This window comes from Pseudomonas sp. UBA3149, from assembly GCF_002364655.1.
Taxonomy (GTDB): Bacteria; Pseudomonadota; Gammaproteobacteria; order Pseudomonadales; family Pseudomonadaceae; genus Chryseomonas; species Chryseomonas luteola.
The window spans coordinates 167,110-194,071 of the sequence record NZ_DEYV01000027.1; the positions used below are offsets into that span (position 1 = coordinate 167,110).

At 53.7% G+C, this 26,962-nt stretch carries 24 protein-coding genes and 1 pseudogene; 13 read left to right on the forward strand and 12 right to left on the reverse strand.

Annotated elements, in window-relative coordinates; all coding sequences use genetic code 11:
* Window positions 1-14: 14 nt before the first annotated feature.
* Window positions 15-416, reverse strand: a complete 402-nt coding sequence (locus tag B3729_RS17415; protein ID WP_286788544.1) for a DoxX family protein — start codon at window positions 414-416, stop codon at window positions 15-17.
* Between the two features lie 113 nt (window positions 417-529).
* Between B3729_RS17415 and B3729_RS17420 the strand changes: the two genes are divergently transcribed.
* Window positions 530-1,432, forward strand: coding sequence for a LysR family transcriptional regulator (locus B3729_RS17420; protein WP_286788545.1), 903 nt, complete (start codon window positions 530-532; stop codon window positions 1,430-1,432).
* Here B3729_RS17420 and B3729_RS17425 read toward each other — a convergent pair.
* From B3729_RS17425 to B3729_RS17435, 3 genes are all read right to left on the reverse strand, one after another.
* Window positions 1,422-2,396, reverse strand: coding sequence for a bestrophin family protein (locus tag B3729_RS17425; RefSeq protein ID WP_286788546.1), 975 nt, complete (start codon window positions 2,394-2,396; stop codon window positions 1,422-1,424). The two genes, B3729_RS17420 and B3729_RS17425, sit on opposite strands and share 11 nt — an antisense overlap.
* 220 nt (window positions 2,397-2,616) lie before the next feature.
* A complete protein-coding gene (locus tag B3729_RS17430) occupies window positions 2,617-3,642 on the reverse strand; it encodes a PDDEXK nuclease domain-containing protein (protein WP_286788547.1) in 1,026 nt (341 codons plus the stop codon).
* A gap of 54 nt (window positions 3,643-3,696) precedes the next feature.
* Window positions 3,697-4,434, reverse strand: a complete 738-nt coding sequence (locus B3729_RS17435) for a GntR family transcriptional regulator (RefSeq protein WP_019363871.1) — start codon at window positions 4,432-4,434, stop codon at window positions 3,697-3,699.
* A gap of 170 nt (window positions 4,435-4,604) precedes the next feature.
* Here B3729_RS17435 and B3729_RS17440 point away from each other — a divergent pair, with 170 nt between their 5' ends.
* The 9 genes from B3729_RS17440 (at window position 4,605) to B3729_RS17480 (ending at window position 12,742) form a co-directional block, all read left to right on the forward strand.
* Complete coding sequence (locus tag B3729_RS17440) at window positions 4,605-5,429, forward strand: amidohydrolase family protein (protein ID WP_286788548.1); 825 nt, start codon at window positions 4,605-4,607, stop codon at window positions 5,427-5,429.
* 32 nt (window positions 5,430-5,461) lie between these two features.
* On the forward strand, window positions 5,462-6,763 hold the full coding sequence (locus B3729_RS17445) for an SLC13 family permease (protein WP_286788549.1): 1,302 nt from the start codon (window positions 5,462-5,464) through the stop codon (window positions 6,761-6,763).
* Window positions 6,764-6,961: 198 nt separating this feature from the next.
* The gene (locus tag B3729_RS17450) at window positions 6,962-9,568 is read left to right on the forward strand and encodes a YdbH domain-containing protein (protein ID WP_286788550.1); all 2,607 of its coding nucleotides are present in this window, start codon (window positions 6,962-6,964) and stop codon (window positions 9,566-9,568) included.
* The gene (locus B3729_RS17455) at window positions 9,568-9,759 is read left to right on the forward strand and encodes a YnbE family lipoprotein (RefSeq protein ID WP_019363875.1); all 192 of its coding nucleotides are present in this window, start codon (window positions 9,568-9,570) and stop codon (window positions 9,757-9,759) included. Before B3729_RS17450 ends, B3729_RS17455 begins: the two co-directional genes overlap by 1 nt.
* 10 nt (window positions 9,760-9,769) lie before the next feature.
* Window positions 9,770-10,108: a YdbL family protein gene (locus tag B3729_RS17460; RefSeq protein WP_286788551.1), complete on the forward strand. Its 339-nt coding sequence runs from the start codon at window positions 9,770-9,772 to the stop codon at window positions 10,106-10,108.
* A 258-nt stretch (window positions 10,109-10,366) separates the two neighbouring features.
* Window positions 10,367-10,780, forward strand: a complete 414-nt coding sequence (locus B3729_RS17465) for a response regulator (RefSeq protein WP_019363877.1) — start codon at window positions 10,367-10,369, stop codon at window positions 10,778-10,780.
* Window positions 10,781-10,974: 194 nt separating this feature from the next.
* Window positions 10,975-11,307 carry a hypothetical protein gene (locus B3729_RS17470; RefSeq protein ID WP_074825673.1) on the forward strand — a complete coding sequence of 111 codons (333 nt, stop codon included), beginning with the start codon at window positions 10,975-10,977 and terminating at the stop codon, window positions 11,305-11,307.
* Window positions 11,308-11,367: 60 nt separating this feature from the next.
* Complete coding sequence (locus tag B3729_RS17475) at window positions 11,368-11,991, forward strand: glutathione S-transferase family protein (protein ID WP_286788552.1); 624 nt, start codon at window positions 11,368-11,370, stop codon at window positions 11,989-11,991.
* A gap of 109 nt (window positions 11,992-12,100) precedes the next feature.
* Window positions 12,101-12,742 carry an FMN-binding negative transcriptional regulator gene (locus B3729_RS17480; protein WP_286788553.1) on the forward strand — a complete coding sequence of 214 codons (642 nt, stop codon included), beginning with the start codon at window positions 12,101-12,103 and terminating at the stop codon, window positions 12,740-12,742.
* Window positions 12,743-12,772: 30 nt separating this feature from the next.
* Here B3729_RS17480 and B3729_RS17485 read toward each other — a convergent pair whose 3' ends face one another.
* Window positions 12,773-13,378, reverse strand: a complete 606-nt coding sequence (locus B3729_RS17485; protein ID WP_010798555.1) for a TetR/AcrR family transcriptional regulator — start codon at window positions 13,376-13,378, stop codon at window positions 12,773-12,775.
* A gap of 245 nt (window positions 13,379-13,623) precedes the next feature.
* On the opposite strand from B3729_RS17485, the gene B3729_RS17490 reads away from it, so the two are divergent.
* Both B3729_RS17490 and B3729_RS17495 read left to right on the forward strand, forming a co-directional pair.
* Window positions 13,624-16,329: a beta-glucosidase gene (locus tag B3729_RS17490; RefSeq protein ID WP_074825664.1), complete on the forward strand. Its 2,706-nt coding sequence runs from the start codon at window positions 13,624-13,626 to the stop codon at window positions 16,327-16,329.
* A 237-nt stretch (window positions 16,330-16,566) separates the two neighbouring features.
* Window positions 16,567-17,118: an ATP-dependent Clp protease proteolytic subunit gene (locus tag B3729_RS17495; protein WP_286788554.1), complete on the forward strand. Its 552-nt coding sequence runs from the start codon at window positions 16,567-16,569 to the stop codon at window positions 17,116-17,118.
* 91 nt (window positions 17,119-17,209) lie between these two features.
* Here the strand turns inward: B3729_RS17495 and B3729_RS17500 are convergent, their stop codons facing one another.
* On the reverse strand, window positions 17,210-17,644 hold the full coding sequence (locus B3729_RS17500) for a DNA methylase (RefSeq protein WP_286788555.1): 435 nt from the start codon (window positions 17,642-17,644) through the stop codon (window positions 17,210-17,212).
* Window positions 17,645-17,915: 271 nt separating this feature from the next.
* On the opposite strand from B3729_RS17500, the gene B3729_RS17505 reads away from it, so the two are divergent.
* Window positions 17,916-18,506 carry a DUF4142 domain-containing protein gene (locus B3729_RS17505; protein ID WP_286788556.1) on the forward strand — a complete coding sequence of 197 codons (591 nt, stop codon included), beginning with the start codon at window positions 17,916-17,918 and terminating at the stop codon, window positions 18,504-18,506.
* Window positions 18,507-18,978: 472 nt separating this feature from the next.
* Here B3729_RS17505 and B3729_RS17510 read toward each other — a convergent pair whose 3' ends face one another.
* The 6 genes and pseudogenes from B3729_RS17510 to B3729_RS24830 form a co-directional block, all read right to left on the reverse strand.
* On the reverse strand, window positions 18,979-19,284 hold the full coding sequence (locus tag B3729_RS17510) for an ArsR/SmtB family transcription factor (RefSeq protein ID WP_010798560.1): 306 nt from the start codon (window positions 19,282-19,284) through the stop codon (window positions 18,979-18,981).
* A 100-nt stretch (window positions 19,285-19,384) separates the two neighbouring features.
* Entirely contained in the window at window positions 19,385-20,506 is a 1,122-nt protein-coding gene (locus tag B3729_RS17515; RefSeq protein ID WP_286788557.1) for an alkene reductase, read from the reverse strand.
* A 434-nt stretch (window positions 20,507-20,940) separates the two neighbouring features.
* Window positions 20,941-22,818, reverse strand: coding sequence for a J domain-containing protein (locus tag B3729_RS17520; RefSeq protein ID WP_286788558.1), 1,878 nt, complete (start codon window positions 22,816-22,818; stop codon window positions 20,941-20,943).
* 5 nt (window positions 22,819-22,823) lie between these two features.
* Window positions 22,824-24,518 carry a molecular chaperone HscC gene (locus B3729_RS17525; RefSeq protein ID WP_286788559.1) on the reverse strand — a complete coding sequence of 565 codons (1,695 nt, stop codon included), beginning with the start codon at window positions 24,516-24,518 and terminating at the stop codon, window positions 22,824-22,826.
* 284 nt (window positions 24,519-24,802) lie between these two features.
* Complete coding sequence (locus tag B3729_RS24825) at window positions 24,803-25,666, reverse strand: methyl-accepting chemotaxis protein (protein WP_371106396.1); 864 nt, start codon at window positions 25,664-25,666, stop codon at window positions 24,803-24,805.
* Window positions 25,658-26,725: pseudogene (locus B3729_RS24830) on the reverse strand (methyl-accepting chemotaxis protein); the annotation flags it as partial. The gene B3729_RS24825 and the pseudogene B3729_RS24830, both read right to left, overlap by 9 nt.
* Window positions 26,726-26,962 lie beyond the last annotated feature (237 nt).

Here is a 26,962-nt window from a genome sequence, read left to right on the forward strand (position 1 = left end):
CGCGGTTTAGAACCTTAATCCTTACGAAGCGATGGCTTCAGAGCCAAGGCACCGGGCCCCAGGAGTGCCAACGCAGCGGCCGTGACCGCCAGAAAAACAGGGTATTCCCAGCCGCCATCAGCTGCGGTAAATGACCAGCCGTTTCCAAAGTGTACGGAAGAGGCTGCCAGTAATTGTACCGCCGCAACGGCTGCAACCCAGCGAGGCAGGATGCCCAGTATCAGCATTGCACCCGCCAGAATTTCGAAGAACGTAACCGGATAGGCCAGCACGCCTGGGGAACCAACCGATTCAAAGAACTGTGCGGTACCCGGCAAGGTAAAAACGAACAGCTTTGTAAGGCCGTGGGCCAGAAACATGATACCTAGCGCTAAGCGCAACAGGAGCGCGGCATAGGGAGCGGTACGAGTATCCATCGTTAAATCCTTAGAAAAAAGTGCGGTCGGTCAGATACCGCTATTCTTTGTATTTCCCTTTTAGAGATAAATAGGTTAAATAAAAATGAATTATTTACATTTTGGAAATCGATATGGATACGCTTTCTGCGCTATCTGCCTTCGTCAAAGTAGTGGAACTAGGGTCATTCGCTGCGGCCGCTGATCGACTTGAACTGTCCCGCTCGGGACTTACGAAACTGATCGCCTTTCTTGAGCGTAAATACGATGCGAGACTGCTTAACCGGACGACACGCAAGCTAAGCCTTACCGATGCGGGTCGTGCACTCTATGAGCGCATTCTTCCGTTACTGGCCGAGTTTGATGACCTGGAAACAGCCCTGCAGTCTGATGTCCAGCATCCGCGGGGGCGGCTACGGGTCAATGCCCCGTTCTCCTTTGGCATCCTGCAGCTGGCCCCGGTAATTGCTCGATACATGGAGCAATACCCAGAGGTATATGTTGATCTTGAACTGAATGACCGAGTCGTTGACCTTGTAGAGGAAGGTTTCGATCTGGCAGTACGTATTGGCCAGCTCGACGACTCCAGCTTAGTCGCACGTCAACTGGCCGTACTCGGCGTAGTGGTGTGTGCCTCACCGCTCTACCTGAAACAGCATGGAACGCCAGCGCATCCACTGGAACTCAGACAACACCGCTGCCTCAACTATACGTACGCGCGCCAGGGTAATGAATGGCTCTTTCAACGCGACGAAGAAGAAGTACGAGTCAAGGTATCCGGGATGTTTCGGGCCAATAACGGCGATGTTTTGCGAACTGCAGCCTTGGCAGGTCATGGAATTATTCTGCAGCCAAGCTTCATCATTGGCGATGACATAAAAGCTGGCCGCCTGGTACCGCTACTGCAAGCGTGGAAGACCAGCTACACCCCCATTCTCTATGCTGTTTACCCTCACCGCCGCTTCCTTTCAGCCAAAGTGAGGACATTTATCGAGCATCTGCAACATAGTCTAGGAGGCGGTTTGCCTACAGGTTAGCGATGGATTTCACGATACTGGTCTCTGCAGGTGCAGCGGGTTCGACACGCACTGTTCGGATAGCTTCTACCAGATCCTCCTCCGCTACATGCGCTGCCGTTTCCTGGAGCAAAGAACGCAGATTCTTTTCAATCGTTGTGCACAGACTATCCATGGCGATCTGGTGCTGGCTGTCGGCAAAAGGTGCCTGAAGCTCGGTTCCTATTCGCTCTAATGCGAGCAGCATGAAACCTACCACAGAGGAAACAACAGGGGTGTACCAGCCTAATGTACTGACTAGCCCCATGGGCATGATGATGCAAAAGAGCGTTGTAAAAAGTCTTGGAAAATAGACATAGGGATAAGGTAATGGCGTGTTGTTAATGCGTTCCATGCCGCCTTGGCAGTTGGACATATCCACGAGAGTCGATTCAATTCGTGCCAACCGGATACTATCGAGGCGACCCTGGTTTAGCTCTCTAACCAATAGTTGTGCGGTACCGTTGAGTATGTCATTGGGGAAATTGCTGCTGCCTTCAGCCATTGATAACTCGTGCCGGGCCAGGTAGGGTCCCGCAGCCTCTGCGCATGAGGTACCCTTCAGATGTGCGCGCAGTGCATTGATATAGGCCATATGACGTAGCAGAAGAACCATCTTTACTCGATTACGCCCTACGCCCACATCATCAATAAGTGTCATCACCTGCCGGCCGAAACTGCGAGAGCTATTGACCATTGCGCCCCACAAGGTACGCGCTTCCCACCAGCGGTTATAGGCACTGCTATTACGAAAGCTGATCAGCACTATCAATGCTGAACAAAGCAATGTCAGGGGCGTGAGTGGCAAGTCAATCGGGTCTTTTACGTACAGCATGGCCTCTGCTGTGACAGCTATGTCCCACACAAGCAGCCAGAATAAAGACCAACCTACATAAAAGAAAGTCTTGCGTAACAAGGCGACTTTCTTATGGATCGACCTGGACATCGGAACACCTTTAGCAGCGCAATGAATGGTTGCCTATCTCTACTGGCTCGCCGCGGACTTGCCGTAAAGAGTTTTCGAATCAGCAACCTGTTCTATTCAGAACGTGTCGGCCATCTGATTCATAACCTTTGGCAAGGCTCGACGGGTGGTTAGGCTAACTAGCGCGCTAAAAGCGTTTTATAAGGTCTAGCCAGGGCAACGGACCGCCTATCGGTTTCTCTCAGCTTTCTGATTCACCAGTAATATTCAACCGATAAAACTCATGCAGCTTTTCCTGCAGTAGTTTCTTGTCAGGCAAATGGGTCTGGTATTCCGCTACAAGCGCAGGCGACAAAGATCGATTCAACGCGTACTCAACGACTTCATCATCCTTGCTGGCACAGAGCAGAACACCAATTGCCGGATTTTCATGCGCCTTGCGTACGGTGCGGTCCAGCGCCTCAAGGTGGAACTCGAGTTTACCCAGATATTCCGGCTCGAATCGGCCTACCTTGAGCTCGATGGCCACCAAGCAGTTCAGGCCCCGATGGAAGAACAGCAGGTCCAACGCGAAATCCCGTCCACCCACCTGTAAGGGATACTCGGAGCCGACGAAGCAGAAATCCCGCCCGAGTTCGATCAGAAAATCCCTGAGTCGCTGCAGCAGTCCGTGGTGCAAATCAGCCTCTGCATGTCCCTCCGGAAGCCCAAGAAATTCGACCATATAGGCATCCCTGAACACACTCATCGCCTCAGGATGACTTTGTCTCAGCGCTGCCGAGACTTTTGCAGGCTGCGTAACGGAGCGCTCAAACAGTGCAGACTTGAACTGCCGCTCCAACTCACGGCTGGACCACCGTTCCTGCATGGCCAGCCGTAAATAGAACTCACGCTCTTCGGGGCGCTTGCTCTGACTGAGAACAATGAGGTTGTGGGTCCATGGTAACTGCCGTACCAGAGCGGCTAGTGATGGTTCGTTACGGTACGCTTCATAGAACTGGCGCATTCTGAACAGATTGGCGCGAGTGAAACCCCGCAAGCCGGGTTGAGTCTGTGCAAGATAGCGCGCCAACTGATCGACGACCCCGTCTCCCCACTCCGCGGTTTCAAGCTTGGCGCTGATATACGCCCCTACCCGCCAATACAAATCGATCAACTCGATGTTGACGGCCTGAACCGCTCGCTGGCGAGCGGTTGAAATAAGACTGGCTACCTCAGCAAAACGCTTGTCATCCAGAGGCAGATTGGGCGTGGTCTGATCAGACATACCGTGGAGAACGTCCAGGATAATTATTGGAAACGGCCGATTTAAAGTGACTCTTTAGGTTATCTCGACCTGGTAACGAAAGCCTTCTGCCGCACCCCGAGACACTCTGTACTCAATGGGAAGCCGGTCATAGCCCAGCGCGATACGCTCGATCACGACAACCGGTTTGCCCTCCTCGATTTCCAGAATCCGAGCCGTTTCAGCCGAAGCCGATTCCACCGTCAGCGTTTCCTGCGCTGATGCGACATGCTGGCCGCATTGCTGCTCGTAAAAGGGATAAAGCAGATTGCCGAACCTGCTCGGCTCTACGTCTAGAAGACTGGAAAACTTGGAACCGGGAAGCCAGATATCCTCATAGAATTTCCGCTGCCCCTCGATGACACGGACGCGCTCCAGATGTACTACCTGCTCATGCTTCTTGAGGATTAGTGCATGGATCACGGCCTGAGGAGGCTGCTCGAGCGTGCGGCTGAGTACCTGACTGGTCGGCACAGCCTGGCTACCGGACGAATCTATCTGGCGAAAAAAACGAAAGAATGAGGCATTGAAGCTTGGCCGACGAACAAACGTCCCCCTGCCCTGGCTTCGTTCGAGCAAGCCCTCACTCACCAGCGTATCCACTGCCTTTCTCACCGTCCCGATGGCAACGCCATAGAGCTTGGTCAGTTCAGCCTCGGTGGGAATCGACTGGCCTGGCAACCATTCACCTGACGCAATCCTGGCCAGTATTTCATCACTCAACCGTTGATAGAGCGGTAAACGCTCATCCTGTCCCAGCTTTGCGTTGTTCATATCGTCATCCAAACGACTGGTAGACCTACTTTACCACGAGCATCGTCGGGTGATGCATTGACAGCCAACACGCATCGCTATACGGTCCTCTATTCATATAGATGAATATATGTTTTATGGGCAAGGGCGGTGATGACCTTTGCCAAAAACACACAACAAGGGTAGTGCCCATGTCTCAGCCATATATGCCCATCACGGGTATCGATACCCATGCACATATTTTTTCCCGTGACCTTCCCCTGACCGAAAACCGGCGCTACAGCCCTGACTACGATGCCCTTGTGGAAAGCTATCTGGCTCATCTGGAGCATTGCGGGCTTTCCCATGGCGTGTTGGTACAGCCCAGCTTCCTGGGGACCAATAATAACTTCATGGTAGGTGCGCTGCGGGTCTATCCGGAACGGTTACGTGGCACAGCGGTAGTCGATCCCGAAGTCAGTGACGACGAACTCAATGAATTGGAAAAGGCAGGAGTAGTGGGTATAAGACTGAACCTGGTCGGACTTCCGCTGGAGGATTACTCACAGCCACGGTGGCAAACCTTTTTCAAGAAGATGGCAGACCGAAACTGGTCGGTCGAAATCCAGCGTGCCATGGAAGACCTCTGCCTTATCGTTCCAACGCTATTGGATGCAGGGCTCAATGTTGTAATCGACCACTTCGGCTTGCCCGCCGGCTGTATAGATCCTGAAACGCCAGAGCATCAGGCCTTCCTGTCGCTCCTGCCTGACTCGGCTATATGGGTCAAGCTGTCCGCCACCTATCGAAGCAAGGCCAGTCTAGAGCAAGCCACCCAAATGATTGATATATTGCGCAACGCCTATGGGCACTCAGATCAGCTGTTATGGGGTAGCGATTGGCCTCATACCCGCTTCGAGGACCAGACCGATTATGATGCCCAGTTTTCAATAATGACCTCCCTCCTCCCGGATGCGCTGGAAAGAAGGAAAGTGCTGGTGGACAACCCGGCCAGACTGTTCAAGTTCAAGCCCTGAAAACCAGACAATAACAACAAGGAAAGACAATTATGATGAGTCTGCTCGTCGTGACGGCGATTGCCGTTGCCATTGTTCTCGGGTACAAGACCCGGATCAATATCGGCCTGTTTGCTATCGCCTTCGCTTACCTGATCGGCTCGTTTGTGATGGGTATGAGTCCGTCGGAAGTCATCAACCTCTGGCCACTCAAAATCTTCTTTATCATTTTCTCGGTATGCCTGTTCTACAGTTTTGCCATCGTTAACGGCACGCTGGAAAAACTGTCGGAGCATTTGCTGTACAGCTGCAGAAAAGTACCCTATCTGCTGCCCTACGCCGTCTTTGTTACTGCCGCCCTGATTGCTGCCTTAGGCGCGGGTTACTATACCGTACTGGCCTTCATGGCGCCGATCACGTTGCTGTTGTGTGAACGTACGGGCATGAGTCTCATCGTGGGCGCGATGGCGGTGAACTACGGAGCCCTCGGAGGGGCCAATTTTGTTTCCAGCCAAAGCGGGATCATTTTCCGCAGCCTGATGGTGAATGCGGGAATTCCGGAAGAAACCGCCTTCATAAACAGCTTTGGTATTTTCGCCAGTACGATCGTGATTCCTTTACTGGTCATCACCGGGTTTCTCTTGTTCAGCGGACACAAGCAATCCATGCGGGAGGCTGCGTTCAACATCAGTGCGCCGACGCCGTTCACGAAAGATCAGAAAACCACGCTGAGGTTGACCCTTCTAATGATGGGGCTTGTCTTGCTGGCTCCTATCGCCCACCTTGTCTTCCCGCAGAATGACACGATCAGCTTTATCAACTCGAAGATGGATATTGGTCTGATCGCCAGTGTTTTCTCCGTGATTGCACTGCTTCTCAAGCTGGGCGATGAGCGCAAGGTCATGGCTACGCTCCCCTGGTCTACCATCATCATGATCTGCGGCGTAGGTATGCTGATCTCGGTTGCGATCAAGGCCGGCACGGTTGATCTCCTGGCATCCTGGATCAGCGCCAATATACCGGCCGTCCTGGTACCTGTTGCTTTTGGTGTGGTCGCAGCGCTGATGTCCTTGTTCTCAAGTACATTGGGCGTGGTAACACCTGCGCTCTTCCCGATCGTGCCCGCAATTGCCGCTAACCTGTCCATTGATCCGATGATCATTTTCATCTGCATCGTGGCGGGGGCACAGGCAACCTCTATTTCGCCTTTCTCTTCCGGTGGAAGCCTGCTGCTGGGCTCATGCCCCACTGAACAAAGCCGCTCTGCTCTCTTTCCCAAGCTCCTGTTCAAGGCAGCGCCACTCGGCTTCATCGCCGCCCTGGTGTTCAACTTTGTTTTAACATTCTGCTTGTAACATTGGCGTGTTCGCCAAGCCCCGGGTTAAACGCCCGGGGCTTTTTCGTCTTGATTACAGAAGTGTCATAGTAATTTGGTTGCTTTATAGTGGGCTGGTATTACCAAGAAAAAATAAGCATTTAATGCAAAACGAAGGCACCAGGGTTGATTCAGTGGTTTAGACGCTTCACCCTAACGTCGAGCCTGTATTCGAGCGGTGAGTCCACTGTCTAACGTCAATTCTTCTCGCGCCCTACGCTGGTTTCGGCGTTTAGGCTGGGCCAGTGTAGTTTTCCTGTTATTGCTGGCATCCGGTTCGCTCGGCTTTGCGTTGTTGATTCGCTCGCTGGGTATTACACACTGGAATCTACAAGGGCTGTATCTGAATACTCACTCGATAGGGTTACAGAGCCTATCGCTTGTCCAAGCCGATAAAGATGGTACAGAGCAGTCACTCAACACCGGGCCACTGATGTTTGAGTGGACCGGGCGTCATCTCAGGATCGATCACGTTGAGCTCGCGCTGGCTGCTATTCCAAACGGTACCAGCGGTGAGCCTATTGGCGCTCTGCACCTTGACGCTCCTCTCGCCATACCGACATGGCTACCCGATCGTCTGGATGCACCTGATTTCACGTTGTCTCTGCCCTGCGCACAAGGCCAATGCAGGTTGGAAGGCTCCTTGAGTGCAAGCCAGGCAAACAACCAGGCCTTGCCCCTCAGCCTGGAGCTCACGCTTCGTCATGAGGGGCGCACATTACAAACCCTGGCCTTGCTTGAGGGCACACCAGAGGCACCGCGCCTGACAGCCAACCTTGCCATTGATGATCAGCCAAGGCTTGTGCTACGGACTGCGCTAACGCCCCACGGCGACGGAGTGGCTTGGAGCGGTGATCTCCTGATTCCTGCCTTTAATGAAGGCCCCTGGGTTCTGGACTGGATCAACCAGTGGTGGCTAATGCCTGCCGTGAACGCTGAATCCCTGCCGGGTGCTCTTCGAGTACAAGGTGACTGGCAGTTGTCCCTACCTAACACAATTGACGACCTCCAATCTCTGCTTAATGCACAAGGCAGTATTCGGCTTGATGCGCATTTACCCCAAGCCTGGCCAGTGCCAGGACTGGGATCACTTCGAGGCGATGCCAGCGTGGATGCTACAGTGGATCACGGCTATGTAATGCCTCGAGCCCTGCAAGCCGATCTGCAACTTGCAATAAGGAACCAACCTTGGCAGCTCCAACTCCCGCAGGGTATACGACCCGACCAACTCCATATCCGGGCGCAGACACCTGCACCTATTGATCAGCTGGACGTGCTGCTCCCTCTCGACCTTACCCTAACCTCTCGTGGCGAAGCGGCTCTGGACCTGAAGGGACGCCTTAAGGTTGCTACTCAGGCCCCCTGGCGTCTCCAGGTGGATGGGCTTGATCTACATGGGATCGTTCCAAGCTTTAAGCAATCCAGCGTTGCCGTTCACGCTCTCGACGTCAAACTAAAGGCGCAAGGGAAGATGGATCAGCGCAGTGCTGAGCTGACCTTCTCCAATATCATGCTAGGTGCGCGCCAGCTGGACATCGGTAGCGGTACTTCGGGGACACGCTTGGACAACGTATCTGCAACTTCGCCTGGGCTCAACCTGATGGGGCGGCTGGACGATCAGCAGGACGTGCATTTCACATTGAAGGGCAACACTCAGCTCGAGACCAAGCGCATTGCTCACCCGCAGCTCAAAGCTGCCAAATGGAACTGGGATGGACAGCTTGAGTTGACGGATCGGGCGCTAGGTCTAAATGGTACACTCAGGACCGATACAGGCCTCAGCCTCAAGACCCGGCTTCGTCAGTCTCCTGATCAATCGTTCGTCCTGGAAGGCACACTGGACACATTATTCATGCGGGCTGGAAATCCCTTTGCAGCCACATTTACCGCCTGGCCGGCCTTGCTGGAATTCAATACGGGACGTCTTGACGGTCAGCTTGCCCTTCGTATCCCTCAACAAGGCGACATGAACCTGCATATTGATCTGGATGCTCAAGGTCTGGGCGGCATTTACGATCGTCTGGAAATGAATGGCGTTGGTGCAAAGGTTGCGCTTGATTTGAATAACGATCAGCTGAGCGTAGCATTGCCTGCGTTCAAAGCCGATAGCCTTAACCCAGGGTTTACTCTAGGCCCTCTTGAATTGAGCGGTGCCTATCGCGCTCGGCTGGATGATCCACTGGCCGGCACGCTGTCTTGGCAACAGGCTCAAACGGCCATATTGGGAGGTCGCCTGTGGATACCGCCAGGCCAAGGCAACCTGGGTGACTTCACGCTTGCGCTGTCGGTGCATCTCTCAGGTCTGCAAGTCGCTTCACTATTGGAAGCCTACCCGACCGAGGGGCTCAGCGGCGAAGGTACAATTGACGGGCAATTACCCCTGCACTGGACGCGCCAGGGTATTCGCGTCGAGCAAGGCGTTGTCGGCGCACGTGGAGCAGGCGTGCTACGCTTCCGCTCGGATCGAATCAAAGCGCTGGGGCGGAGCAATCCCGGGATGAAACTGGTAGCCGATGCGCTCGACGATTTCCATTACGAGGTACTTCGTAGCGGCGTTGATTACCGTGAAGACGGTACACTGATGCTTTCACTCCGCTTGGAGGGCCGCAACCCTGATATTGAAAAGGGACGAGCGTTCAACTTTGGAATCAACCTTGAAGAAAACATTCCGCAACTACTGACCAGTCTGCAACTGACTGACCGAGTCAGCGACACCATTCAACGTCGTGTGCAGGAACGCCTGCGTCGTGATCAAACTGGCCCCAAAACCGAGGAGAAGCCCTGATGGGGTTGCGCCCACTATTCGGCATGTTGCTTTTATGCCTTCTGACAGCAGCCTGTACACCTACCGTACAGGTCGCGGTTCCAAACGAGCCGATCAACATCAACCTGAACGTAAAAATCCAGCATGAAATCTACATCAAGGTAGACAAGGCACTGGACAACGTTCTCAGCGAAAACAGCGGTCTATTCTAAGGAGCCAGCCATGCGAATCCGTGTTGCCAGTTTGATGCTGGCCTTGCTTTTCACCAGTCCCGCCTGGGCCATGAGCCTCAACGAGGCGATGGCCACCCTGAGCCATGCCAAGGCAAGTGGCCAGGTGGGCGAACAACCCAATGGCTACTTGGGCGCGGTTGATGGGAGCAGCCAAGGCACCGAAATTGCCAATCTGATCAATCAGGCCCGCCGCGATGAGTACCAGCGTCTGGCTCAGCAAAATGGCATCCAGCTGGGTGATGTAGAAGCCATCGCCGGCAAGAAGGCGATCGAGAAGACACTCGCGGGGCAATACATCCAGCTCAATGGAAAGTGGGTCAGAAAATAAACGCTACCTGCATGAAAAGCCAGCATCTTGCTGGCTTTTCTACATCTGTTTACTTGTAAGCTACTCGTCCAGATCCAAGCCTAACGCTTTGCCCAAGCCTGTACGGATACAACAAATTCGCCAATATCATGACTCCGGCTGGCACTTAATCACTCTCTTTGTGTCCATTTCTTCGAACCACATAGGGAATACGCCGAGTCCTCCGAGTACATCCGTTTGACGACGACTTCTGGCAGATATCTGGAAAAGCACTGACATATGTATAGTCAACAATCGACACAAGGTACCAACCGCACCCCCTCCACTGTTCTCGTTGTAGAAGATGAGGAAGTGATCCGGGAATTCGTCCGTGAGCTTCTGGATGGCGAGGGTTTCAACGTCATGACCGCAGAGTCGGCCGACGTGGCTCATGCCCTTCTGCAGGACAAGGCGGCAGATATCGACCTGCTGATCACCGACATCCGTATGCCAGGCTCGATGGACGGTGCCCAACTTGCCAATCATGTAGGCGCTACATGGCCTCATATCCCGATCATCGTAATGTCCGGTTATGACACGCCAGCCACCGCCAGCATCAAGTACAAGGTCAGGTTTCTGCCCAAACCGTGGTCGATCGGCCAGCTAATCGATATGGTTACGGGTGTTGCGTACTCTGCAACTCCCAGTACCTGACCCTTCTTGAACGGGTTGAACAACACCTCCAGTTGATCAACCCGCTGCGGTATATGATTAAAACCACTATCCTTGAAGCATGCTCCGTGTTCGCCATAGCTCAGCTTGCTCTACTGTTTTCCTAGCGCCTTTCGGGCCAATACGCCTGCTCGCTCAACGCTCTAAACAGTCTTCACGGGCATAGATGCAGACCCATGAGTATTGATACGCCCCCCTACCCCGTTACGCCTGATGGCCGCTATTTCGTGGTACGTGGTCAACTCTGGCGATGCACCAATCCTGCACTTCCAGAGGCGCAACGCAAGGTGCTTACCCACGAGTTGATGACGGCGCGCAGAGAGGTGGGCCAAGCGAAGCGCAACCACGACAAAGCGGCTGAACAGCAGGCTCGCCACCGGGTCGATGAAGCCAAGCGCGCTTTAGGTGAGCGTGGGCCAGTGTGGTGGACAGACGGAGCGCCCGACTATAACCGCCGACAAGTTGCCAACACGCCCTATGCAGGCTGGTTTGAAACATTGACGTCCTGAGAAATACTAGTCATTTCAGGCAATGGGTAGAATCAGCAGTAACCTTTAAAGGGAAATACTATGCTGACGGTTCTGGGAAAGGCGACATCGATCAATGTTCGCAAGGTCATGTGGACGTGCGAAGAGCTTGGCATTCCCTTCACTCTTGAAGAGTGGGGCACAGGGTTCAGGCCAACGGATGATCCGAACTTTCTAGCTCTGAATCCCAACGCCATGGTCCCGGTTATCCAGGACAAGGGATTCGTCTTGTGGGAATCGAATTCAATCATTCGCTATCTGGCGAACCACCATAATGGAAAGGTTCTATATCCGGTAGAGAATAAGGCTCGCGCCATCATTGATCAGTGGATCGACTGGCAGGCCTCTACGCTGAACCCCTCCTGGAGCTATGCCTTCCAAGCGCTGGTAAGGCGGTTACCCAACCATCAGGATCCAGAACAAATCAGCCAGAGTCATCACCAATGGTCAGCATGTATGGCCATACTTGACGCCCAGCTTCAGAAAACCAAGGGTTATGTAGCAGGTGAAGTCTTTTCGCTTGCGGACATTCCGATCGGTCTTTCTGTGAACCGATGGTTCGAAACGCCTGTAACACATCCCCACCTACCCGCCTTGAACACTTATTATGATCGGCTGGCTGAGCGCTCCGGTTTTCTGGTCTATGGTAGGAATGGCATTCCGTAATACAGCACGGACCTCATAACTGTAATGTCCAATCTGCTGCGTTCTGTATATGGTTGTCTCTGGAGGCATACCGTTAAGGTTACGTTGATTCTCTGACGGAGCCTTGCGCATGTACCTTACGCCCCCTTTCAAGAAAACGGATCCAGCCGTTCTGCATCGCTTCGTCAAGGAGCACCCGTTGGGTGCCTTGGTTATACAGGGAAGTCATGGTTTGTCTGCCGAACATCTTCCGTTTTTGCTGGAAAGCGAGGAGACGGGTCTAGGCATTCTCAAGGCTCATGTGGCGCGTGCCAGCCAGCTCTGGCAGGAAGCGCTTAATGGCCATGACGAAACGCTTGTCATCTTCCAGGGGCCAAGCGCCTATATTTCACCTTCCTGGTATGCCAGTAAACTTGAAACGCACCGGGTCGTGCCGACTTATAACTATGCCACCGTACATGCCTACGGACGGATCAAGGTCAGAGACGATGCCCAATGGGTCAGAGGCCTTGTGGCTCGCCTGACCCGCGAACATGAGGCTACTCAGGACACGCCCTGGAGAATGACCGATGCGCCAGCCGACTTCATTGACGAGCAATTGTCTCGAATTGTCGGTATAGAAATCCACGTTTCCCGCTTGGAAGGAAAATGGAAGATGAGCCAGAACCGCAGCGAAGCGGACCGTAAAGGGGTACTTCAAGGCCTACACCGTGAATCTACACCTCAGGCCACCGAAGCAGCAGCCGAAATGCTCCGCACTTCACCAGAATAAGCCCAAACCCTCCCCCTAAAAAGCGGCAGGTTACGTCTGCGGACGATACCCCTTTAGAAAGAAGGCTACCGCCCTTTGCACGGCGGGGCCGATCAGGCTCGGGTCAATGGCGGGCTCTAACGCCAGCATAGCCTGCTCATGGAACTCGGCCTCCAACAAAGCCTTGAGATGTAGCGCCGCTACCCAAGGATCAGAAGGTTCCAATACACCGTTATCCATGGCGTTACGGAGCACCTCTGCCATTCGAGACCAGCCAATCCTGGGTCCGTTCTCATAGTAGATAAGCCCTACCTGGCTGTTTCCGGCACTCGATTGCACCAGGCGTCGGCCCTGCATGATTTCAGGTCGAATAATGGTCTGGACATATTCATTACCAAACCGCTCCAGCATCTCGGGCAAATCGGCGTCTAGCGGAAGGTGCGCAAATATTGGCTCAAAATGCTTGGCAGCATTGGCGCGGATACATTCGGCAAACAGCTCTTCCTTGGAACTGAAATAGTTGTAGAGCGTCGCTTTTGAACCGCCTACGCGGCTGGCAATTTCAGACATGGATGCCTGATCAAAACCCAACTCCATAAAAACCGTCGAGGCAACATCCACTATTTCGCGGCGTTTGCTTGGGCTTTTCGTTCTCATCCTGCGTCCATGATCACCAACATAATCCTGCCATGCTAAGGCAGATTGTCACACCAGGAAACTTAATAGCGTTTTAATACTCATAGGCCACCAGATAAAAGCAAAGTAATAGCGCTTTGCTTTCGGAAGTGTGAACTTGTCCAATAACTAAACTGAACAGTACGGTTATTTTAGGCGCCCTTCATATTCCAAATGAGATCAGCCTCACGCTGATTATGTAAATCCTAGGATGGACCCCCACCAACATGCAGAAACCTACTCGTGTTTTTCCTGTGGCCAGCAGATCCTTGCTAGCCGTAGCCTTAGCAAGTGCCAGCTGCGCCTGGGCTGCCCCTCTCAAGCAAGGTCCGGAAGTCGAAAGCAGAGTCGAGTCGATCCTGTCTCAGATGTCCCTGTCGGACAAAATCAGCTACATCAATATCGATAACGGCTACATGATGCGTGCCATGCCCAAGTTTGGCTTGCCTGGCACTCTAGCCCGCGATTCCTCTCTTGGCGTAACCGTTGAAGGCACCATGTTCGGGGTGCAGTACCCTGCCCAGTCCGCGCTGGCAGCAACCTGGAACGTGGACCTGGCCAAAACCTACGGTCTGGCTATTGGCTACGACACTCGCGCATCGGGCGGACAGCAACTGCTCTCTCCCGGCCTCAACATGTACCGTACGCCTTACAATGGCCGCTCTGCTGAGCACCTGACCGGCGAAGATCCCTTCCTGGGTGCCGTGCTGGCGCCTGCTGTCGCCAATGGCATCGAAGCTCAAGGTATCTGGACAGGTGCCAAGCATTTTGTCGCGAACGAGCAGGAGGCCAACCGCCATTACCTGAATGTGAAGGTCGACAATCGCACCCTGCGTGAAATCTACCTGCCCGGCTTCGAGTCTCTGGTCAAGAATGCCAACCCTGCGTCGATCATGTGCGGTTTCAACAAGATCAACGGCGATTATGCCTGCGAAAGCCACAGCATGATCGCCGACATGCTCAAGGGCGAGTGGGGCTTCAAGGGCTTCGTTGTCAGCGACTTCAACTCCATCCAGAACGGCTACAAGGCGGCGATGGCTGGTGCTGATCTAGACATGCCCAGCGGCCTACAGATGAACGAATCTGTTCTGATGCCGTACGTGTGGAGTGGTCAGTTGCCGGTGTCAGTGATCGACGAGAAGGTCCGTCGTAACCTGCGCGCCATGATTGGCTTTGGCTTTGACAAAGGCCTGCCGACCGCATCGCACATAGGCAACGATCCGCGCAGTCTGAGCACGTCCCTTGATATGGCCCGGCAAGGCATCGTTCTGCTACAGAACGAGAAAGCAAAAGGCTCTTCCAATAACCTGCTGCCGCTGCCTAAAACCGCACGCATTGCTGTGATTGGTGATATCGCAAAGCAGCGTCCACCCTATCCCTTCGGTACCGGTTGGTCTGCCGCCAATACCTATACCACCGAGCTGCAAGGCCTGCAGCAACTGGCTCAGGATAAAAGCCAGATCACCTATATCCAGGCACTGTCTCTCGATCCGCAAACGTCGGAGTGGTACACCTCCAGTGACAGCACCGGCTCCACCGAGACCGTAGCAGGTCTGACAGCTGAATACTTCAACAATCCAAACTTCTCGGGCGAGCCCGCCGTCAAGCGTATTGAACCCGGTATAAACTGGGATTTCCTGAAGGCACAGAACGTCACGGCCAATGGCGTCACTACCATTGATGGCTTCAGCCCGGACCAGGATAATTTCTCGGCCCGCTTTACCGGCAAAATCAAACCGACCGTCAATGGCGACCAGGTATTCAAAGTACGTGGTGATGGCGCTTATAAGCTATGGGTAGACAACAAGCTGGTCATCGACTTCGATGGCAAGCCATTGTCCAACGACCTGGCGGACTCAATCTCTCACTCGGGCAAGGCATATAACCTCAAAGCCGGCCAGACCTACGACATCAAGCTCGAATATAGCCGCGTCAACGATCACTATATTCCAACGTCGGGTAGCCTGTATGGTCTGCAGATGAGCTGGGCGTCGCTGGCTGCGCCTAAAGACCTGAGCCAATATGACGCTGTCATGGTAGCCGTAGGCTTCAACAGCGAGTACGAAGGCGAAGCATCGGATCATGGATTCGATCTGCCTGAGTACCAGAGCGATCTTATCCAGAATGTCATCAAGGCCAACCGCAACACTATCGTTGTGCTGCATGGCGGTGGCGGCATGAACCTTGAGCCCTGGGTGAAGAAGTCCAAGGCCGTATTACATGCCTGGTATCCTGGTCAGTTGGGCGGTCAGGCCCTGGCGGAAATCTTGTTTGGCGATACCAACCCCTCTGCCAAGCTGCCGATCTCGATCGAAAAACGTATCCAGGATAACCCTGCCTATGCCAGTTACCCGAATCCGGATCTGTACGTGGGTGACAATGCCCAGACCGAGATGACATATTCGGAAGGTGTATACATGGGATATCGCGGGTTGGATAAGCAGCGTACCAAGCCACTCTTCCCGTTTGGTTTCGGTCTGTCATATACCACGTTCAGCTTCTCCGACCTGAAGATTGGTCCGAAGTCGCTGACACCTGGTTCAACCATCGACGTCACCTTTACCGTCACCAACACTGGCAATAAGGATGGCTACGAAACAGCTCAGGTTTATGTCAGCCCCAAAAAGGCAATGATCGACCGTCCGAAGAAAGAGCTAAAAGGCTTTACTAAAGTGTTCCTGAAAGCCGGCCAGTCCAAGCAGGTCACCGTTCAGCTGGACGCGCGTTCGCTGGCCTACTTCGATGTCAACACATGGAACTGGCTTGCTGATGCTGGCCGTTACATGATTTCCGTAGGCGACTCTTCGGATAATCTGCCGCTGGAAGGTATGCTGACCAACCTTTACCAACAGTCGCTGCCAACCAACACCAGTAACCCACTGCCGCCGAAAATGCAAAAGGCCGTACAGGTCGATGCCTCTCAGGCGTATTGAGTTAATCCCGCACTACAAGAAAAAGGCGCCGCACGGGCGCCTTTTTTCATTGACGATGGAATCTCAATCATAAGGCCCATCGATAAAAAAGAGGACGGGCGGCCTCAAGAAACAATAATGTTCTGGGTAGCCTACCTGCTGTCATGAACGCTCAAGGATTGCCCAAGAATGCCGATCTGCTTATTAGGCAGTAGCCGCTGCCAATATCGCAGACCCAATCCTTGAGTCGTACCCATCATGACCACACACGTTATCAATTTCACTGGCCCTATCAACTCAACCACGTGTGGTCAGCTGATCGAGAAATGCTCCGTTGCCCTGCAGCAGGACGCCTCTAGCCTGCTCATAAAGATTGCGACCATGGGTGGCGACTGCAGCTACGGCTTCTCGATGTACAATTTCCTAGTATCGCTTCCGATTCCGGTCCATACGCACAACCTCGGGACCGTCGAGTCCATGGGTAACATTCTGTTCCTGGCGGGACGCCACCGCACAGCCTGTCGCCACAGCAAGTTTCTGATTCATCCATTTCATTGGAGCTTGCATGGGGCAATTGACCATGCGCGGATGTCTGAATATGCCATGAGTCTGGATTATGACCTCGACCTCTATGCCGAGATCGTCATGGAGCGCACTGCGGGTGCGAGCGAGCGAATGGACATTCGTAATTATCTGAAGGCCTCTCCCCGTATCCTTAACCCCGAAGCAGCGTTGGCTACAGGCATGATCCACGCCGTAGATGACGTCGCCATGCCTGTTGAAGCCGTGCACAGCTGTATTCATCTATAAGAGATTTCACTGTATGCAACCAGGCGCGGCTCAAAAGATCGCTCCTGGTTACCACAAGAGGACGATTAGACACGTTTTTTTGCGCTTTTCGTTAGTGGAACAGAACAGGTCCAGCGTCTCGCATGAAGATTTCCAACGTCTTTGGCCCGACGCCCTTGAAGGCTAACAGGCGCTTTTCGAAATCCGAACGGCCTTCGCTTTTATTCTTGATTTCCATGATGCTGCCACCGTATTCAACTTGAAGTATCTGGCATACCTCCAGTAGCCGCGTGGCGGTAGACTCGTCATAGCGCGTGTAACGCCCCTCCCGTAACAGCCTTACCAAGCCGTGCCAACCACACGCCAATACTTTTAGCGGCGTATCATGGCCGTGAGACTTGAACATCAAACGCCATGTCTGAGCAGCAATCGTTTGCGAAATACGCTTGCCAAACAGATAACTGGCCAGAAACCAGCCAAACAGCGCTTTCTCATCTCCACTATATAGATCCAGTCCCAACTCCTGAGCTGAAATCTCGCTTTTCATCTCGACGCCTTCTTCAGCCTTACCTTCTTGCGACTGGCATCAGACAGGTACGGTTCATCATAGAGGCCTTATACGGTCAATATCGAGACACGTTTTTACAAGTGTTTTCATGGATCTGCTTAGGATTGGGAACAACTCGATTGGGATGTCAGTCACAACCAGTAGGCTATATAAGCCCAGCATCATCGGAGATGAGACTAATTGCTAGTGCTGCCTCGCCAGGCACACCAAGCGATCCGGTGTTTTTTAAAGCTAGATCAGGAGAATCACCATGAGCCCAGCACTGCCTAAAAAATTTGCCTTCACGTGCGCCCTTTTGCTGTCAATGGGCACGGCGACCGCCTTTGCTCAAAACGCTACCCATGCTGATAGCACACACGGCACCTCCGGCCATGCACAGTCGGCTGATACCAAGAAAGCTGAGGCCATGTCGCCTGAAGATTTCGTAGACGATGCTTCGGCCAAAGGCATTGCTGAGATTGAAACAGCCAAGCTGGCGCTTGAAAAGAGCCAGTCCCAAGACGTCAAGACCTTTGCTCAGTCAATGATCGATGATCATACCAAGATGAATGAGCAACTTCAGCAATTGGCCCAGCAGAAAAAGCTGGAAGTTGCTGATAACGCGATGCTAATGGATATGGCCAAGAAGATGATTCTTCAAGTACGCGATGAGTCGTTCGATGCTGCCTATGCCAACAACCAGGTCGTCGCCCACGAGCAGACTATTGAAATCTTCCGTAACGAAGCCAATACCAGCAAGGATCCGGAGCTGAAAGCGCTGGCGCAGGCTGCACTGCCTAAACTGGAAGCGCACCTTGAGCATGCCAAAACGCTACAGAGCAAATATGCCGAAAAGAAATAATGGCATACGCTAACAAAAGGCAGCCCTAGGGCTGCCTTTTTTATTCTTGAGCATGTTCCATGGATGTTGGCTACAGTACCGATTCTCTGAGAAATGTAATTGTGCAGCCCGGCTGGTCTTCTTAAAACGATGTGAACGCACAATCAGGAAACATTACTGTAAGGGGCATCTCAGTACCATAGGTAACCATCTTTTTAGCCTACAACAGTAATGCAGAGCAAAACGTATCAGGCAAACATGATAGCTGTTAGCAAAGCGCTTCTAATGCAGCGCCAGGACAATGTCACGGAAGAAGGGATTCTACTTAAGGCGTTATGGATAACCAGGAGCGCATGCAGGCCAAACATGCATTTAAGGAAGGCGCTCTGAATAGCGCGAAGACAACATCAATAAAGACGCAAAGGCCAGTCTACTAGGCTTGCATAGCTACAATCAGGCGCGAGGTCTTACTGATTACACAGGCCCTTCGTGATCAGATCAACTCGCCTAGCGCCTCCTTCAATAAGGCAATGCTCGCCTCGTTACGCTTGTAGTATGTCCAGGGACCTATACGCTGAGAGGTAACCAGCTGGGCGCGCTGCAAGGTGCTCAAGTACAGCGAAACCGTAGGTTGGGAAAGCCCAGCTTTGTCCTGGATAATACTTACACATACCCCAGTGGTTTCAGGATCAACTTCCTGGCTTGGAAAGTGCCGGCGAGGCTCTTTCAACCAATTCAGGATCTTGAGACGGGTAGGATTATCGAGCGCTTTAAGCGCCAAGCTGACATCGATACTCATTGCTGGTATCCGGTAACGGTTCCTTTATAGTAAACAGCCAGTCAATGTTATCACAGCGGAACCCCTTGGCATTTTTACCAAGGGGTATTTGAACAATTTCTCAGGACTCGTATCGAGAATAGTCTATGTAGCCGACCTCTGTGCCCCCATACATCGTGGCAGGATCCACTGGAGTCCACGGCCAATCATTGGCAATCCGTTCAGGCAGATCGGGGTTGGCAATAAAAGGACGGCCAAACGCAATCAGATCGCCCCACCCGTCCTTTAGCACTCGCTCCGCACGCTCCAATGTATAGCGTCCCGCATAGATGATACGGCCCTTAAACGTGTTGCGGACCGCCTTACGGAAATCATCGGGAAGCTCTGGTGCGTTATCCCAGTCTGCCTCGGCAATTGACAGGTAGGCTATTCCTACATCTTGAAGCACTTTAATGGCTTCCAGGTAGGTTTCCTGAGGATTTTCCTCAACCAGCCCCAGATACACCCGCGCCTCATCCGTTGTCTCAAAGAGCGGAGCAAAACGTACGCCCATTCGATCCTTGCCAACCACTGCAGCAACTGCTTCGGTAACTTCCCGCAGGAAACGCAAACGATTGTGCAGCGAACCGCCATACTCATCGGTACGCTGGTTACTGTGCGCCGAGATAAACTGATTGATCAGATATCCATTGGCGGCGTGTATTTCAACTCCGTCGAAACCAGCGTCCAATGCATTACAGGCTGCCTGCGCGTAAAACTGGACCAGCTCTTTTACCTCAGCCGTACTGAGCTCACGAGGCGTTGAAGGTGCACTGAGGACTCCAGTCCCAGGACCGGTTTCGATGAATACGCTGACGTTCTCAGCGGCTATGGCTGAGGGCGCAACAGGCGCGGCCCCCTCTGGCTGCAACGATGTATGCGATACACGGCCTACATGCCAGAGCTGAGCGAAGATAATACCGCCTGCCTTATGCACCGCGTCGGTTACCAGTCGCCATCCCTCGATCTGCTCAGGTGAGTATATGCCCGGCGTCCAGGCATAACCTTGGCCACGAGGCTCGATCTGTGTTCCCTCAGTGACCATGAACCCTGCGCTAGCCCGCTGCTGGTAATAGGTTGCCATTAGCGTGTTGGGTATGTTGCCTGGCTGGGTGCTACGCGAACGAGTCAATGGCGGTAATACAATGCGACTCTTAAGTGTATAAGGGCCTAGCGTGGTAGTTTGCAGTATGGATTTGCTCATTTAAATACTTCAATATCAACGAATAAATGTGACGCTTCGTCAAAAGCCTAAGCTCACGGCTGCCCAAGTGAATCTACAGAATGGCAACCATGAGCAAATGAAGTAACTACTTTACGCATCGTATTTATAAATTTCAATATCAGGATGTCTAGTGCGCTGGCTTTACTCCTTGAATAACTACTCTAGGCTCTATACGAAAAGTACCTGCGCTCGGTGGTGCTTCGTTAAAAACCGATTTGGAATGCTCATTTACAACACGTAAACTCCGCCTCCTTACCGATTCCTGCCTCGCCTGACCTTCGCTCGAAGACTTTTCGTATAGAGCTTAGCGCCTTAACCTGCTTACTATACTAACGATGAAAAGCCCCGCGCCAATGACACAACGCGGGGTGGTCCATAAACCTTTCCTAAAGCTGAGCCTCTTGAGCCCAGCCTTATGTTGATGCGCTATTTTTGACAGTTGGCCTGGGCTGCTGACTGTTGCATTGCTCACTGAAAAGTTTTTGTAGCTTCAACATACAAGCCTGCGCATCCTGGGCGTTGTCACAAAGCTTTGCTACCTGAGGTGCAGAATGCATGACGCACTGTTCTACCGCATTGGATGAAATAGGTACCTTTTGATTTGGGGACGATCCGCGTGTAGCAAGGCCTACCAGACCGCCCATAACAATAAAGGCAGCAGTAATCAGGATCAGTCGAATGACTTTAGAAAAATCGTTGCGTCGCCAGTAAGCAACCAGCGCATCGAATGGGGTACTCCCGGCTGGCAGGCGTACAAAGCAGGCGCAAGTTACTAGCCCCATGATTCCAAGTGCAATAAGCCCGGCCTTTTGCCCCATAAATAAGGCCATAACGGCTAGGGGAATACCGTTGCGTAGCAGCGTCCAGCGCGAGGCTTCTGGGTTGAATAACCGCCCAGGTAGCACCTTATAAGTGAGGATCAAATCGAGCGGTTCTAGCCATTTGGCTACCGGTCGCCACAAGCGCGTGAGTAGTTTGGTTACCCATACGGCAACAAGCGGCCAAAGCGTCAAGGAATAGAACAAGGTAAATATGTCAAGACGCCCTTCCTGCCACCGCTGTGGCAAGGTATAAAGAAGTGCAAATAGAGCAGCGCCTGCCCATACCCAGCCATACGAAAGTGGCTTGCCTTCTTTAGGTTCTATCTTGACAAACGCATCGAGTCGCGCATCTGGAAAACGCTGCTTCAAACCAGGGTAGCGATGATTCAGACTATCCCTTAGGGTCTCACGCGCCGCTCTGTCTTCTGGCTTGAAAGCCTTGGCGAGACGAATCTGCTCGGAATGAGAGATAGGCCCCAACAACAGATGAGCAGCCCGTCCCTCAGGGGTTGTCGGCTCTGCATTAAGGAGCTGTTGCAGGCGGAGGGCATAAGCCTCCTGCTCACAGCGCTCTACCAGGGCACACCATGTCTCGTACGGCGCAGGTACAATGCCCTTCCGGTCATCCCAGCCAAACAGGCAACATACGCCCTCGAACAATGAAGGGGTAAGATAGTCGGCCTCGTCCAGCATCTCCAGCACCCAACCCTGCAGTTGTTGCTGTCTGTCGAATGAATTCGCCCAAGGTTGCTTGCTCAGTACCCTGAGCTGCGCTAGAAAGCCTAGCTCGTTACCTGCTTCGCCAAGGTCATCGAGATGCTCACGCTGATGTCCCAGAAGCTCTGCAGTCAAATAGGCTTCCTGACCGGCGCTGAGCACGACACTCTGCCAGGGTGTCAGCCACTGCAGCAGTTCAACCGCAGCGAGCAGAAGCGCGGTTTCATCGTGCCTAAGACAGCGTTCGAGCAGTCCCGCCTGGAATGGAGCTGCGCAGTTCAACTCCTGTGCCTGAGCCCATTGCTGACGTAGGTTCTCGGCAACGGTTTCCTCCAGCAGACGCCTGGCATGATGTCCGGCCAAGACCTCGGCATTCAGAGCCGGTTCGGGATAATCAGGCGCTGGGCGAGGCCGAGGTGCATCACCTGGAAAGAATGCCGGCTCTTCAACCTCGTCCGAGCCATGAGCCTGGGTTGCTTGTAGCCAGACACTATTGTCTTCAGGCAGCACGGGCTCAATGGGCGCATCGGAAAAGGTTTCTGGCGTGTGTATGGAGGGCCAAGGGGCATCCTCGATCTCCTCGACGGTTCGCTCTCTGGCCCAGCTCAAGGCTTCCTCATAAGCTTCGCGCAGCCGCTGAAACGCCTCGGCATCATCATCGGGGCGATGCACCTTGAGCAGCCTGGCGTACTGCCGCTTGATAGTACGCTCATCGGCCTCATCATCGAGACCCAGAATTTCCCAGCAGTCCATAGGGCTTACCATGTCCCCCGCTCAAGCCTGTCGAGCTGCTCTGCAATCTGCTTGCGCACTTCACTGATCTTGCGCTCGTCCTGCGTTTCCAGGATCTGTTGAAACTGGGTAGCCAAATACCCCGCGGTCTCGCGCTCGTCGCCCAACAGTTCCTGGTACAGACGCTCCAGACGCGCCACCATATGGGTATTTACCTGCTGGTCGCGCGGGTGAATCTTGAGTTTTTCCAGGGCTTTGAGACGCTCTTGAATCTCATCGGGGCTCAGAACGCCGGGGTTGTTTTCAATGACCAGCCGATGGTTGGCACCCGTCAACGGAATGGTGACATCGGTTTCCAGAATACCGTTGTTATCGTAGGTAAAACGCACGTCAATGCTGACCTCGCCTGCCTTGCGAGGAGGAACATCAATCTCGAGTTCGCCCAACTTGATATTGTCCTTCACCAGTCGACTCTCGCCCTGAAAGATCCTGAACAGGACCTTGCTCTGGTTGTCATGGAGCGTTTGTACCGACCTGACACGGCTGACAGGCACTACGCTGTTGCGCTCGATAATCGGCAGGTAATGCCCGCTTTCACTCTGCTGACCAAACGTGATTGAGGTTTCGATGCCAAGCGTATAGGGGCAGACATCGGTCAGGACAACCTCCTCAAGGGCTGCGTCACGACTTTTGAGGGCCGCCTGAACGGCTGCTCCCTGAGCAACGACCTCATCAGGGTTGAGGCTGATGGAGGGGAAACGGCCAAACAGCCCTGCTGCCAGCTTGCGTACCAAGGGCATGCGGGTCGTACCGCCGACCAGCAGCACTTCATCAAGATCAGCCACCCGGATTCGCGCATCCCGCAGTGCACGCTCAATCGGGCCCCGCAGGCGCTCCAGCAGCGGAGCGAAGAGCTCGGCAAGCTGTGCCTGAGTAAACGTCTGGCGCCACTCCTGCTCGTTATACCGCAGGACAAATTCGCTATTGGATTCCTGCGCCAAGGCTTTACGTACGCGCTCCGCCTCACGGCGCAGCGGCTGGCGGACCTGCTCCAGAGCAGGAAAGCCGCTCTGCTGGCTTTGAAGCGCGACGAAACGTTCCATGAGCATGAGATCGAAGTCTTCTCCACCCAGGAAGTTATCGCCTGCACTGGCGCGTACTTCCATGACTCCGTCGTATAACTCAAGAATGGAGACATCAAAGGTGCCGCCGCCGAGGTCAAAGATCAGAAATGAGGTTTCGCTATCTTTCTGGTGAAGCCCATACGCCAAGGCCGCGGCTGTCGGCTCGTTGATCAACTTTTCGACCTTGAGCCCTGCCAGCTCGCCCGCGATGCGGGTAGCCTTGCGCTGTGCATCGCTGAAATAGGCCGGAACACTGATGACCGCTTCGGTCACCGGCTCGCCGTATTGACGCTCGACGTCAGCCTTCAGGCTTTTAAGCACCAGTGCGGACAGCTCTTCCGGCCGGAAGGTGCGCTCACCCAAACGAACCTCCTGGGCGCTTCCCATGTACCGTTTGAACAGGGCGGCTGTTCGTGTGGGGTGGGTATGCAGCCGCTCACGTGCTGTCTTACCCACCAGTATCTGCCCCTCATCGTCGAGGCCGACTACACTAGGCGTAAGCGTATCTCCCAACGCATTCCTGACCAGCTCCGGCGCACCCTCACGCCAGACGGCGACCAGACTATTGGTGGTTCCCAGGTCTATACCAACGATCATACCAAGCGAGATCCCTGCTAGAAGCCTTTTCCCTTGCGTAGCCGAAGCGTCGGCACTCAGGAGACAAGACCCAAGACACTATCCCTATAAGTGGGCGTATTGAAATGAATGGCTATTGTAGCGAGACCACTGCGCGCAGGCATCTCTTTGATACAGGGATCAACCAGGGCGTGACAGACGCACACAATCGGATAGTCACCCTGGCTGTAAAGCCAACAGCGCTGAGCTGGATATGTCCGCTTGGAGAGTCAGTGCACGGCGAGTACCGTGCACTGAAGAGAGGATCAGACGCGGAAGCGGCTGACCATGGATTGCAGCTCATTACCCAGGCGCGCCAGCTCAACGCTGGAGGCCGCGGTTTCTTCGCTTGCCGCCGCCGTCTGCTCGGACACATCGCGAACATTGACGATGCTGCGATTGATCTCGTCAGCCACGGCGCTCTGCTGTTCAGCCGCCGCCGCAATCTGCAGGTTCATCGACTGGATGTTGGACACCATCTGAGTGATGTTTTCCAGCGAGCCGCCTGCCTTGCGGGCAAGCTCGACGCTGCTGTCAGTCAGCTTGCGGCTATCGTTCATCATAGACGCGACCTGTTGCGTACCAACCTGCAATCCAGCCACCAGCCCTTCGATTTCCTCTGTAGACTTCTGAGTACGCTGAGCCAAACCGCGAACCTCATCCGCCACCACCGCAAATCCACGACCGGCCTCACCAGCACGCGCGGCCTCAATAGCAGCGTTAAGCGCCAGCAGGTTGGTCTGCTCAGCAACAGACTTGATGACATCCATCACGCTGCCGATCTTGTCACTTTCCTTCTGCAGGTTGGTCATGGCCTCGGAAGAACGGTTTACTTCAGAAGCCAGACGCTCGATTTGTACAATCGCCTCGTTGACCACCTTGTCACCCATGCGGGCCTGCTTGTCCGCCTCGCTGGCAGCCGTGGACGCATCACCGGCATTACGGGCTACTTCCTGTACGGTCGCGGCCATTTCATGCATGGCGGTAGCCACCTGATCAGTTTCGCTCTTCTGGCCGTTTACACCTGCGCTGGTCTGCTCGGTCACGGCGGAAAGCTCTTCGGCAGCACTGGCGATCTGGGTCACACCATCGCGGATACCGGTAATCAGCTCACGCAGTGTATTGCCCATGCTCTGGATACCCTGCTGAAGAACACCCAGCTCATCGCGGCGGGTAACACGGGCAGAAGCCGTCAGGTCACCCGAGGCAATACGCTGAACTTCACCCAGTGTTTCTTTCAACGGCTGGGTAATCTGGCGGGTAATCACCCAGGCAGCCAGTACACCCAAGAGCAGAGCCAGAATCGTGCTGCCGATCTGCAGCTGACGCGCATGGCTGCTTTCAATTGCCAGACGATCCAGCTGGAACTGATACAACTCCTCACTGATCTTGACGATCTCATTGCCCTGATCGGTCATTTCCTTACGAGCCTGAGCAATATCCGCATTGGCCTTCTTGTAGCCGGCGACAGCCGTGCTATAGCGATTCAGCGAGTCCTTTACCTGCTGGGCCGTATAACTCAGCTCATCCTTGAACACGGACATCATGTGATCAATGCCCTTGCCCGTTGTCTCGATCTGGGCACGCAGTGCCTGTTCATTCTCGGACGTTGAATTAGCGGCATAGACACTGACCAGGAACTGCGTTTTCAGCAAGTCTTCCTTGGTCTTTGAGATAGTCTGAAACTGGGAGAAGCGACGGTCATCATAGCTGGGAAGCAGCAGGACGCTATTGGTCATCTTGTCGATCAGCTTGGCCGCGTCAGCCGACTCGCTCTTGATGGTCTCACGAGCCGAATTCGCAACCTTGTATGCGTCACGCATGTTGCCCAGGGACTTCTGATAATCGCCGTTGATGCCGTCCTGCTTTTTCAGCAGCACAACATTGGCCGGGTTGGTAAAGCTACCCAAGAGCTTCTTTTGCTGCTCAAGGTAGATACCCAAGTTCTTCTGCAACCGCTCGGTGCTGGTTTCATCCCCATTCGCCAGCATGAACTGCAGGCGTGCGATACGCAGGTCTGTCAGCGTTCTGTTCAGCTTGGAAATCTCCGTCATCCAGAGGCTTCGCTGAATGACGCTTCCCAAACCACTCCAGCCGCTCCAGGCAAGAAACAGCGTCAATGCCAGTACCACACCGAACCCCAGCGTAAGCTTGCGCGTAACGCTGATATTCCCAAACCAGCTATTCATAAGTCCTTCCGTCAAATGTCGTTTTGAGTCACTCAGCTGGTGTGTTTGTTCTTTTTTGGGCCAGCCTATCTATCTATGCGGAAGGGCTATCGGCAGATGCCGGGATAACTGAAGACGGAAATATCATAAAAAATCTGACGGAATGCGTCAGAGGCAACGCCTGCAGTGATATTTCGACACTGCTGATTGGCGGTCGCCTGCTCAGCTGCACGCCCTTTAGGGAAGGTCTGAAGTAGC